The 12,365-nt window shown below is 43.3% G+C and carries 10 protein-coding genes; 1 reads left to right on the top strand and 9 read right to left on the bottom strand.

All coding sequences use genetic code 11. From position 1 onward, the window contains the following. The first annotated feature begins 249 nt into the window (after nucleotides 1-249). Entirely contained in the window at nucleotides 250-1,116 is an 867-nt protein-coding gene (locus ABIB39_RS00835; RefSeq protein WP_354426697.1) for a PfkB family carbohydrate kinase, read from the top strand. A 122-nt stretch (nucleotides 1,117-1,238) separates the two neighbouring features. Here ABIB39_RS00835 and ABIB39_RS00830 read toward each other — a convergent pair whose 3' ends face one another. The 9 genes from ABIB39_RS00830 to ABIB39_RS00790 form a co-directional block, all read right to left on the bottom strand. Next, on the bottom strand, nucleotides 1,239-1,682 hold the full coding sequence (locus ABIB39_RS00830; RefSeq protein ID WP_354426696.1) for a DUF7684 family protein: 444 nt from the start codon (nucleotides 1,680-1,682) through the stop codon (nucleotides 1,239-1,241). A 6-nt stretch (nucleotides 1,683-1,688) separates the two neighbouring features. Beyond that, nucleotides 1,689-3,758, bottom strand: a complete 2,070-nt coding sequence (locus tag ABIB39_RS00825) for a prolyl oligopeptidase family serine peptidase (protein WP_354426695.1) — start codon at nucleotides 3,756-3,758, stop codon at nucleotides 1,689-1,691. A gap of 218 nt (nucleotides 3,759-3,976) precedes the next feature. After that, a complete protein-coding gene (locus ABIB39_RS00820; RefSeq protein WP_354426694.1) occupies nucleotides 3,977-4,486 on the bottom strand; it encodes a hypothetical protein in 510 nt (169 codons plus the stop codon). 357 nt (nucleotides 4,487-4,843) lie between these two features. Beyond that, entirely contained in the window at nucleotides 4,844-6,124 is a 1,281-nt protein-coding gene (locus ABIB39_RS00815; protein ID WP_354426693.1) for an MFS transporter, read from the bottom strand. A 6-nt stretch (nucleotides 6,125-6,130) separates the two neighbouring features. Next, entirely contained in the window at nucleotides 6,131-6,364 is a 234-nt protein-coding gene (locus tag ABIB39_RS00810) for a hypothetical protein (RefSeq protein WP_354426692.1), read from the bottom strand. A 4-nt stretch (nucleotides 6,365-6,368) separates the two neighbouring features. After that, nucleotides 6,369-6,959: a TetR/AcrR family transcriptional regulator gene (locus tag ABIB39_RS00805; RefSeq protein ID WP_354426691.1), complete on the bottom strand. Its 591-nt coding sequence runs from the start codon at nucleotides 6,957-6,959 to the stop codon at nucleotides 6,369-6,371. Between the two features lie 693 nt (nucleotides 6,960-7,652). Beyond that, entirely contained in the window at nucleotides 7,653-9,230 is a 1,578-nt protein-coding gene (locus tag ABIB39_RS00800; protein WP_354426690.1) for a tetratricopeptide repeat protein, read from the bottom strand. Nucleotides 9,231-9,566: 336 nt separating this feature from the next. Next, nucleotides 9,567-10,874 (bottom strand): MFS transporter, encoded by a 1,308-nt coding sequence (locus tag ABIB39_RS00795; protein ID WP_354426689.1) that lies wholly within the window; start codon nucleotides 10,872-10,874, stop codon nucleotides 9,567-9,569. A 66-nt stretch (nucleotides 10,875-10,940) separates the two neighbouring features. Further along, nucleotides 10,941-12,329, bottom strand: coding sequence for a M20/M25/M40 family metallo-hydrolase (locus tag ABIB39_RS00790; protein ID WP_354426688.1), 1,389 nt, complete (start codon nucleotides 12,327-12,329; stop codon nucleotides 10,941-10,943). Nucleotides 12,330-12,365: the final 36 nt, after the last annotated feature.

Genomic DNA, 12,365 nt, shown 5'->3' with positions numbered 1-12,365 from the left:
AATGGTTGTTTTGTTATAATTTATGCAACAAATATACGGTTTAAACACCCTCGGTTTGCATCTTAAAAATCTATAGTATATAGTTTTTATCTATGGGTTATCTGGTTGGTATTGAGGGATACTATTAACGCCGGTGTAAAATACTCCATGATATTACGGGGTAAGTTTGTTAAATTAACTAAGTGCCAAATAATTAACTGGCAGAATATTACATTTGTAACCCCGTTAACCGTAAATTGAATTTAACGCATGTACGATATTTGTTGCATAGGGCATATCACCTTAGATAAAATTGTTACCCCCAAGGCTGTGAAGCACATGGCGGGTGGCACAGCTTTTTATTTTTCGAACGCTATCCGAAATATGGATGTGAAATACGGCCTGGTTACCGCAGTAGCCGATACTGAACTGCCCAGCGTTACCGCCCTGCGCGATAAAGGTATCGAGGTAAAAGTATTGCCCAGCGCATATACCGTTTATTTTGAAAACATTTACGGCGAGAACCAGGACAACCGTACCCAGCGCGTTTTACAAAAAGCGGATGCCTTTGTAGCCGAAGACCTGAAAGATGTGGAAGCCATCATTTTTCACCTTGGCCCGCTGCTGGCAGATGATATGTCGACCGATCTGATCAAAGCTTTGTTTAGCCGGGGCAATGTATCAGTAGATGCGCAAGGTTACCTGCGCGAGGTAATTGACAAAGGCGTACACGCCATAGACTGGGCCGATAAAAAGGAAGCGTTGAAATATATCGATGTACTAAAAGTGAACGAACACGAGCTGGAAGTGCTTACCGGCATAGCCGACATTAAAGAAGGGGCGAAGGTACTGGCCGAGTGGGGCGTAAAGGAGGTGGTTGTAACCCTGGGCAGCATGGGCTCGGTAATTTATCATGATAGTATTTTCTACACAATCCCCGCCTACAAACCTACCGAAGTGGTGGATGCCACCGGCTGCGGTGACACCTACATGGCGGGTTACCTATACAAACGCGTTAAAGGCGCCGACATCCAAAAAGCCGGCGAATTTGCCGCCGCCATGGCAGGCCTAAAAATAGAAACCTCCGGCCCGTTTGAAGGCAGCGAGGCGGATGTTTTGGCGATGATGGAGAGGTAGGTTTAAACCCGTACAATTGCGAGGTGTGAAGCAATCTCTTTAGGATAGTTATATACCCTACATGTGCGATTTGCTTAAAGAGATTGCCACGTCGCTCTCGCTCCTCGCAATGACGTGGTGGTTTACTTAATTGGTTCTTTAAGTATTCTAACCCTTTCCTCGATATCCAAATTAGTTGTATCCGAGCATACCACTACATCAATAATTTCGGTATCATGTTTAGCAGTAAACACGGCATACCATAAAGCATCGTCAATATTAGTGTCCCACGTAGTTATAATATCAAAGGGTGGGAGATGTGAATTTTCTATATCAACTTCTCTAAAGACGATTTCATCGTCAATCATGTCGTGTAATAATTCGGACTGCAATCCTGCACAACAAACATAGCAGGCGTTGGAGTTAATTAATTTATTAGACAGTTCTCTTAGAACACTTCTGTTGCTATCGTTGACTACTACAACAGCTACCCAGTTGGAATTTGGCGGAGCCTGTTCCCAATTAATATCTGTAGCGTATTTTTGATAGCTCAGTTTTCTATTATTTATTACGCCCAGTTCTTCCATTCTCCCTTACATCCCCAACTGGTTCATTACATATTCAAATACAAACGTCCAGTTTTCTATGGCTTGCTGGGTGCTTTGGCCGCTGCCGTGGCCGCTGTCAAAATCCATGTGGAGGATGATGGGGCTGGTTTGGCCGGGGTTGTTTTGCAGGGCGGCGACGAACTTTTTGGCGTTCATCGGGTCAACACGGGTATCGTTGGCACCGGCGGTTACCAGCATTGGGGGCACGTTAACACCCACACGGATATTTTGGTAAGGCGAGTAACGCAGCAGCCATCTAAACTGTTCCGGGTCTTCGGCTGCGCCGTACTCCGGGATCCAATAACGGGCAATCAAAAATTTATGGTAACGCAGCATGTCCAGTAGCGGTACTTCGCATACAATGGCTTTAAACAGGTCGGGGCGTTGGGTAGCGGCGGCACCCATCAGCAGGCCGCCGTTGCTGCCGCCAAGGGCTACTATTTTGCTTTCCTTTGTGTATTTCTCTTTGATCAGCCATTCCGCGCATGCGTAAAAATCATCAAAGCTGTTTTGCTTTTTGGCAAGCATCCCGTCCAGGTGCCACTGCTCGCCAAACTCGTCGCCACCACGGATGCCGGGCTGTACCACGATGCCGCCCGCCTGGATGAACGGCGCGTAAAAGCCGTAATACCCCGGCTTAATGCCCGACTGGAAACCACCGTAGGCAGTTAACAGCACCGGGTTGTTGCCATCCATTTTAAGATCTTTACGGTGCACCACAAAGGCCGGCACACGGCTGCCGTCTTTAGATTTATAAAACTTTATCTCGCCGACTATCTGGCTCATATCAACCGGCAAGATCCGTTGGTAAAACAGCGTCCACTTATAATCTTTAGGAGAGCAAACGTAGGTTTTTGGGGTGGATGTAAACGTTACCAGCGATATGTACAGCTTGTTTTCCTCGCGGTCGTAACTCATGCTGCTTACGCTGCCTTTTTCGGGCAGGGGCACGGCGCGCAGTTTTTTACCGGCAAGGTTGTAGATGGTCAACCGGCTTTCAATGTCTTTTTTATCCTGTATAATAATGCTATTTTTAGTCACCGCGTAACTCTCCATCACCGTGCTGCTCTCGGGGATCAGCGTTTTCCAATTCTTATAATCCGGGTTCAGCTTATCAGCTATCATCAGCTTACTGTTGGGCGCGTTATCATTGGTTTTTATGTACAGGTGGTTGCCGATAGCCTCGGGATACGCCTGGAATTTTTTACTGTTGTAGATCAGCTTGCCATCCTTTAAACTCCCGGTAGGGCGCATGCGTAAACTGTTCGAGTAAAAGTCGCCCTCGCCGCTAAAGGTTACATCGCTGTAGCGGTTATCATAAATAAAGTAGCTGTTTTGGGCATCTTTGGTAGTGCCTACAAAGGTTGCCTTCTCTATGGGGTCGCCAACTTTTAGATAGTAAGTTTTAAGGGGGCGTTGCTTGTCTACATCTTCCTGGCTGCGCAGGGTAACGTATGCATGTTTTTGGTCCTGCGCCCAATCGAACCCGCTGGTATTAGTAACAGGTTCATGAATCTGCTTGCCCGTGCGGGTATCAATAAAGTAAACGGTGTTCACCTCGGCACCACTTTTTTGTGCGCTGATGGCCGCGCGTTCGCCATCATAAGTATAGCTTGTGCCACTGGTCGAGATCTTGCCATCGGCATCCAGCGTAACCGGGTCCCATATCAAAATCTTTTTACCGTCGATAATGGTGTAGATCTTATATTGCTTATCGCCCTTTTTCTTCACCGTTTGAAAAACGCGTTTACCAACCGTGTTTAGCGGGCCTTCGTAATCCATGTTTAGGTAGGCGGCAATCTTCTCTTTCAGGTCGGGGTGCACCTTTTGGGTTTTGGCAAGGTACTCTACACCATAATCATGCTGCTTTTTGGTCCACTCTATAACATCCTCATTCTTTTTATCTTCCAGCCAGCGGTAATTATCGGTTAGCTGTACCCCGTGCAGGGTATCAACAACAGGCTTGGCTTTAGTTTTTGGCGGGTCGAATTTTATTTGTGCGTTTGCGGCCATAGCGGCGGTAGTAATTAGGGTGAGCAGTAGGGTGCGTTTCATTGTGATATGAATAAGGTGCAGGCTAAGATAAGTAATGTGAGCTGCATTTTATATCCCGCTAAAATCATAAAATTTAGGAAATGCAGTTCCAATAGCGTTTGGGTTGGGGCGGCCCTTCTATTCGCTCATACGCCTGCAGGCATTCCGCACGGGCCGGTATCCGCTACTATAAGGTTTAGGGTTGTAGGGTCAAAAAATAAAGGGGCGGAGGAGGATCATTAAGAGCGGTGCCAATCGTATAAAAGGTAACAGAACAAGCCAATCCCTCCAAGTAAATACAAGCAAAATTTCCAGCCCCGAGTTTTGTGGCTTGCAAAGTTAATTACAACAGAACTATTGACCACCATTTGTAGCGGATAGTTTTCATAATCCAAAAAATCCAGAGTTAGAACGCGGTATAAAGCAGGCGGATAATATAAAATAAGTTTGTCACCTTGAGCCACATCAACTGATTGAGGGATGATATATGAGGTATCGTCATTGAATGTAATTATGTGAGAATAGACCGGCACGCTCTTTTTATTTTTACTACCAAATGTATAAGAGGTAATTGCTGTATTAACCTTGATTACATTCCCTGTAATTTTATTCAGCTGATCTACACTATATAGTTGCGATATCAGTTGGGCCAGAAGCATTGTGATTAAAACAATAAGAAAGAAATATATAGCATGTTTTGTATTTTGTTTATTGTTATATAACTCCTTAAGTTTTGCAATATTTAACATTATTTATGAAGGTTATAGGTATCTAAAGGTAGTTATTCAGCAATGACTTGTTAGAAGTAGGGCATAATTTTTTGAGATCATTATATACTATTTCATTCAAAATATATCATAAAAAGGTGCTTTTAAAGCGACAGAAGGTGCTGTCTCAGGGTTTCCCACGGTGTACCGTTTTTTGCCGAATAGTATGAGCCGGCCAAAAAGCACAATTAGGTACAATACAGAATATTCTGGATTGTACCTAAAGAAATACTTGATGTAGAGTGGAATTTACTGTTTTTGTTATCGTTTGATTTTTAGACTGTTAAAAACTGTCCCACTCGTTGTGTCACAAACAGTGGGACAGTAAATATAAATCGGTTAAAAACCTTCGCTAATGGCTGCTTCTTCGGGTATTATAACCGTCTTATCGGCCATTCTTTTTTTGGTGAGTTTATCAACCCGGCTCATTAGAAAGATGCTTAAAATGGAGATGCCGACAATTACATAACCCACCACATTGTAATGTTGTAATGGCGCGCCCTTGCTTGGCTGGGTAACTATAATGCCCGCAACAGCGGCGGCAACACCACCCGCTATTTGCTGCAGCGATGCGTTGATGCTCATGAAAGCGCCACGGTCGCTCATTTCCGGTATAGCACTTGTCAGTGCTGAAGATGGGATCATGCGGCTCATGATCCCCATCATCATTAAAATGTTTAATACCATTACCAATATTAGCGGCGTAACGCCAAGGTTGGTATACACCACACACATGATCATCATCCAAACAGATGCTACGGCGAAGATCTTGAACTTATCTATCTTATCACTTAGCTTCCCAATTACCGGCATTATCAGCAACGAGCTTAAGCCCGATACCATTAGCAGCATGGTAAGTTGCTTGTAGTTGACACCAAGGTTATTCACCGCGAAGGCGCTGCCAAAAGGCATCATCATAAAGCCACCTATAGATAGCAGGGCGGTCGAGGTAAAGCCTACCCGGTAATCTGCTTTTGAAACTGTGTGCCACAAATGCGCCAATGCCGATCTATCGCGCTGGATAGCTAAGTGGGTTGTTAACGGTTTAAGGAAAAACCCAATAGCTGCCGCGATGAATATACTCAAGCCGGCCACCATCCAAAACGGCGCTTCCCAACGGTAAAGTGTAGCGATGTAAATGCCGATGGGTACACCCAATACCTGGCTTGCGCCAAAACCCATTTGGATAAAGCCCATTACCCGGCCGCGTTGCTGCAAGGCAAAGATATCGGTAATAATAGCCATGGATATGGAGCCGATAACGCCACCAAATAAACCGGTAATGATCCGCGCGGCAACGAGGGCAGTGTAGGACTGCGCCATCCCGCAAAAGATTGTGCCCACAATAAAACCGACGTAAAAGAACAGCAGTAACTTCTTTCGGTCGAACTTATCGGCGAAGCCGGCAGTTAACAAGCCAGAGATCCCTGCGCTAAAGGCATAGGCAGATACTGCCACGCCAAATGCCGAGGGTTTTAAGTTAAGCGATTTCATTAGCATATCGCCCAGTGGCGACATCACCATAAAATCAAGTATCACCGTGAACTGGGTGATAGCCAGTATAAATATCACAAATTTTTGATAGCCCGTAAAAGGTACTGCCGGTTGGTTGTTTTCCATTTTTGGTTAGGTTAATTCACAGCAGTAATAGCCGTGGTTATTCATTAATTCAATTATTTGTGGATGGCTTATTGTGTACGATACTATCCGCAAAACGCAATCCTCATCGTCCAGGTCTACGTTCCAGCATTGTATATCGGGGTTGGCATCAAGTACGGTATGCAGCAGCAGTTTATCGGCATCGCAGTTAACGTTGGTTTTAAAAAGCAGTATGTGGTCAAAATTTTCTATTGTGTTCATAAGCTTATTTTTTAAGGGCTTTAACAACCAATTCAAAGGCCTGCCAAAGCATTTCGTCGGTAAGTTTAAAGGGCTTGCCGCCCATACTTTTGCCTTCGTTATCAAAACGGATAAGATTGTATAAGGGAGAAAATGCAATAGACCAGTAAACCTCAAATGGCATAACCTCAATTTCGCCACGGTCTATTATGTTATGCATAAACTTGCTCATGGTAACTTTAAACTCGGTTAAAAAGCCTGCAAGAAATTCCTCCTGGTAACTGGATGTACGCAGTTGTTCAAAAAAGGAGTTTATCTGCGGTTTATCTTTTATATATGCGTAACGGTTTAGCCATTGCCTGCGCAGACCGTCTTCAAAAGGCATATCGGGGTTAAAATCTTTAATCATGGCCTCTGCCATTACCGTTCCTTCTTCCATGGCGATCTTCAGGATCAGGTCGTCGCGATCTTTGTAATAGATGTATAGCGTAGCTACAGAAATATTGCAAGCCTTAGCTAACTTATTCATGCTAAAGCCTTCCAATCCATCTTTTACGATCAACTCAATAGCGGTTTGCTTAACCAATTGTACTTTATCTGAATTTCTTACACGCATCTAAATAAATCAAGATGCAAATATAAATGAATATTCATTCATTTATTAATTTATTTCAATTTAATTGTTTATTGGTGCCGAACAAGGGATTGCGAGTCAAAAAGCACAGTTTATATTTAAACTGCCGGAAGCCGGAAGATTTGGGAGAATTGTCAAAAAAAATGCCGTATAAATTATCAATGCTACTAATTTGGAGCAGAGTAACTTAACGGCACAGGGTTCGATAGCTTCAGGGAAAAAGGGTTTATAATCCCCTTCTAAATCCCATTAATTAGAGTTTTTTCTATTTGTGTCTTCCCAAACGGAGCCGTACACATATGATTTTTTATCGCAAATATTGCATGAATATCTTTTTATAGGCAACCAAAAAAGTGTTGCCTTCATCAAGGCCGGCCTTCGCGCGCGGTTGGTGAGCTTGCCTTTATCGCAATGCGGGCAGGCTTTTTTTTGTTTTGTTTCCATTGTAGGGGTAATCAAGGCTAACAATTAATAAGGTTAAAGTGCCAATTTAGCAACAATCATTCAGTTATTGCGTAAAAAGTAATTTGTTAACAAATTTTTAATTAAGGCGTTTAATACAGCGTCTTAAATAAGTTGAATTGATTATCAAATATGGTGTATAATGTACACATTTAAAGAATTTTCAGGGTGGACAAAATCAGGACAAAATTTTATATATAGCTTTTAGAGTTGTTAAAGCGTGTTTATGATGTGGTCTAATTCGTCATCCTCAGAAATTTCCATTTTTTTTCGGAGCCTTTGTTTAGCCTTTTTTACGCCATCAATAGTAATGCCCAGCATACTTGCCATTTCGCGGTTGTTAAGTTTCAATTTAATTAACGCAAGTAAACGTACATCTGTGCCCGATAAATTGTGGTAGGCCTGGCGGAGGTTATAAAAGAAAGTATTATGCACCCGAGTAAACAGCTTCTTAAACTCAACCCAGTTATCCTCGGTCATGATATGTGCTTGCATCATTTTATCAAGGCTTTCCGCTACTTCAGATCCACTGTATTTAAGTTGTATGTTTTCCAGTTCGGCCTTTATCTCATTTATCAGGTTGTTTTTTTGAGTCAGATTTTCGGTGTACCCGTTTAGTGCCATTGTTGCATTTTTCAATTCCTCATCAACCCTGCGTTTTTCTGATGCCAGCAAGTCCTTATCTTTATTAGCCTTTTGCCTTTGGCGGTTATATACCAATGCTATTATTATTATAAGCAATATTAATACTACTATAACGCTATATAATTTGAAGGTATCTATTCGCGTGCTTTTTTTTAAGTTGTCAAATTCTTCACGGCTTCTTTCAGTAATCCATTGCATGCGCACGCGCTCTATAGCCGCTATATTATCACGCTTTGATACTATTTCGCGTAGTTTTTCCGAATCATCGCGGTACCTTATCGCATCCTTAATTTGATTATTCTTTTCGCTTATTGTAGCCTTCAGTTCATAATAATCTACCCTTTGCCCAAGCACGTCTTCTGTGCATAAGGCAAGGGTTTTGTCAACATTGTTCAATTGTGCTGTTGCGAGCTTAAGGTTATCTTGCTCTATATTTATTTTAACCAAACGTAATAAAGCAATGGCCGAATTCTGTTTTTGATCGTACTTAATTGATGTTAGATAATCGAACGTTATAAGCGGGATAGCTTTTTCGTAATAGTGCTGCAGAAAATAAACAGAGCCTATATTGCCTGTTGTAATACCCATCCAAATAGTATCCTTACTTATCTTTGCCATATTTAAGGCATTGGTAAAGTAAACTAACGCGTCTTTATACTGCCCGTCGTTGCGGTAAGTGAGGCCGATGGTATTTACAATATTAATGCGCGTGCGGGATATTTTTGTTTGATACTTTAAAGCTTGGCGGAGGCTCTGGCGGGCGTTCTCAAAATCGCCAAGGTAGTAGTAGAAGTTGGATGCCTCCGAAAAAAGGTTACCCATACCCGGCACGTTATCAAAGCCAACCTCACGAAAATTCTGTTCAGACAGGAGGTAATAACGACAAGCTTCCGCATTTTTCTTATACAGGAAGTAATAATTTGCTTTACGATGCTGGTAGATGCCGACTTCCAACTGCATCTTTTCTTTTTGAGCGAAAGCGATTGCCTGGTCAAAATACTTATTGCTTATTTGGTTATATCCGCGATTTACGGAGTAGTAATCGGCACGCAGGTCATAGGTAGCGCAAATAAGAGACCGGTCGTTCAGATCTTCTGCAATAACTGCAAGGTCGTCCAGGCTATGCATGGCATCTGCCTCGGTCATTTTACGGCAATCCTTATATAAAATTCGGGCTAAGTCTATGCGGTTGGCTACGGCAGTATCTTTAAGAGAATTGAAAATATTCGGGTGATATACGGGCTTTTCTCGCTGTCTGGCAACATAAGAAAATAGGGGTACTGTCAATATTAACCATACTATAGGTATGCCAATTAGCCTTAATGGCACAAGGTTTAAATACTTTGAAATCAAACCGTCAAGTAATAGTTATAAGTAGGGGATCAATTATGTGCTAAATTACTAAAGGTCGATATATTATTCAATAAGCAAGTGTACAATAAAGCTTTAATTAAGGGGGCATTCACCTTTTAAACGTGTACGTTATTTAACGGGCCCGGGTTCGTGTATTTGGTTTAATGACAGCGGAATCAATTTTCTGGTTTTAAGGAAGGTGATAGTCACGATCACAAGCGTCATGCTGCCGCCAAACAAAACCGCCGGGATGGTTCCGAATAACTTAGCAGCCATGCCTGATTCGAAATCGCCTATCTCGTTAGATGAACCAATAAACATAGAGTTTACTGCCGATACCCGGCCGCGCATATGATCTGGCGTTAAAAGTTGCATAATAGTGCCACGGATGATAACACTCACGCTGTCGAACGCACCCTGTAAAAACAAAAACACCAGCGACACGTAAAATACAGTTGAAAGGCCGAAGCCTATTATGCATACACCAAAACCTGCAACTGCTATTAATAAATTGCGCCATGGTTTATTCATAGGCGAAAAACGGATCATGGCCAGCATGGTTAATGCCGCGCCTAATGATGACGCCATACGCATGATACCCAAACCTTCGGCTCCAACCTTTAATATATCAAGGGCAAAAACCGGCAGCAAGGCCACAACGCCGCCAAAAAACACCGAGAACAAGTCGAGGCTCATGGCATAAAACATCATTTTGTTGGTAAAGACAAAGTTGAGGCCTTCTTTAAGACTCACCCAAATATTTTCTTTTGGTATAAAAACCGGGGGGTACTCGCGCAGCACATATACCAATATAAGCGATACAAGCATAAATATTAACGTTAAGCCAAAGGTTGCAGTAATGCCGCTTAAGCCCGGGATGACGTGATGTGCAAAGCCATAAATAAAACCTCCGGTAAGCGGCCCAAGTATAGATGCCACTTGCCAGCTGGAGCTGCTCCAGGTACTGCCGTTAGGGTAAAGCTCTTTAGGTATGCTTTGGGCATATATGGTAAAGGTTGCCGGGCCATAAAAGGCACGGGCAAGGCCGTTACAAAATATCATGGCGTACAGTATCATCAGTATGCCATTGGTGTGTAATTGAGATGCCACGTTGGTAAGCGTTGTAATAAACATCACAAAAGATGAGATAAATACGCCAACAAAAATAATGAGCAGCATTTTGCGTTTTTCATACTTGTCGGCAATGTAGCCGCCATAAAGGGCTATGCCCACCGCAGGTATCGCTTCACTTAAACCAATAAAAGCCAACGCAATTTTGCTGTGCGTTAACTGGTAAATATAAAAGCCAAGCACAACCGTTTGCATTTGATAGGCAAAAGTAAAACAAAACCGCATGCCCAGGTAAGATCTAAAATCTTTGTATTTAAGGGCGGCAAAAGAATCGGTTTTGGGTATTATTGTTCCGTCGTCTGGCACTATGGTAGTATATTAGAAATGAGGCCGCAATTTACAATAGTAAGATGCGGCCTCAAAGTATTATCATTAAAAATTTAAACCGTGCTGGTCTATCAGATAAACCAATGCGGTTATGGCTGCGGCCCCCAGTTCAAGCTCACGTTTGTTCACGTTCTCAAACACATCGTTCGGTGTGTGGTGGATGTCGAAGTATCGCTGCGAATCTGGCCTGAAACCTATTAACATAATAGAAGGGATGGTTTCTTTTAATGGACCAATATCTGTACCGCTGCCACCCGCAATAAGTCTGTCGGCCTCGTAGGGTTCAAACAGCGGTTTCCATTTTTTGTTAAGGTCTTTTAAGAATGATGCTGATGCGCCTTCAAAGCTAAAACCACGAGGGGTAAAACCGCCCTCGTCGGTTTCTATAGCAGCAATGTGTTCTTCTTTGTTAGCGGCAGCAATTTCAGCATATTTCAAGCCGCCTTTATGGCCATTCTCTTCGTTCATGAAAAATACCGCACGGATAGAATTTTTTGGTTTGTAACCGGTCGCCTTCAAAACCCTCAAGACCTCTACAGATTGCATTACGCCTGTACCATCATCATGCGCGCCCTCGGCCAGGTCCCACGAATCGAGGTGGCCGCCAACGGTGATGAATTTATTTGGGTTCTCGCTGCCCTTTATCTCGCCAATAACGTTGTATGATTTAACATCGGGCAGGGTTTGACAGCTTTGTTTAAAGTAGAATTTAATAAGCGGAAATTTACGCAGCCTAAGCATATTGCTCAGCTTGTTGGCTGCCAACGTAGATATTGCTGCTGCCGGGATCTTCTTGCCACCCTCGGCATAAACGGTGCCACCTGTATGCGGATAATCGTCAAGCGCAGGGGTTATCGAACGTACTATTGCACCAACCGCGCCATATTTGGCCGCCGCCGCCGGCCCTGCAAAACGTTGTACACCTGCAGAGCCATAGCCCGCGCCTGTCTCAATAAAACGCTGATCGAACGGGCCGTTAAAAAACACGATCTTACCTTTTATAACGCTTTCGCCAAGGGCATCCAGTTCTTTTAAACTGCGAACCTCTACAATATTTGCGGTGATGCCTGAAGCAGGTGTACCAACAGACATGCCCAGGGCAGCTATTGGCACCGATATTTTGGTTTTGCCATCTATAATATACCCCTGTTCTTTTGCGCCGCGTACCCAATGTGGTACCATCACCTCTTGCAGGTAAACTTTATCAAATCCGTAACCATCCATCAGCTTCTTGCTCCACTCGACAGATTTTGCAGCACCTGCCGAGCCGCTTAGACGCTGGCCTATCTTTTTACACAGGTAGCGCAGGTTCTCGTAACACTGGCCGTTAACCAGGGCTTCGTCATAAAACTTGCGGATCTGTAAGGAGTCTTGTGCTTGCGACGATATCGCTGTTGCTAATAAAACAATGGAAAGGAGAAAGGATTTTTTCATGATAAGATGCGTTTAAGCAAATGTAATATTTGCCAC

The organism is Mucilaginibacter sp. UYP27 (genome assembly GCF_040547175.1).
Classification (GTDB): Bacteria; Bacteroidota; Bacteroidia; order Sphingobacteriales; family Sphingobacteriaceae; genus Mucilaginibacter.
This window is presented reverse-complemented; position numbering and strand designations above follow the sequence as displayed.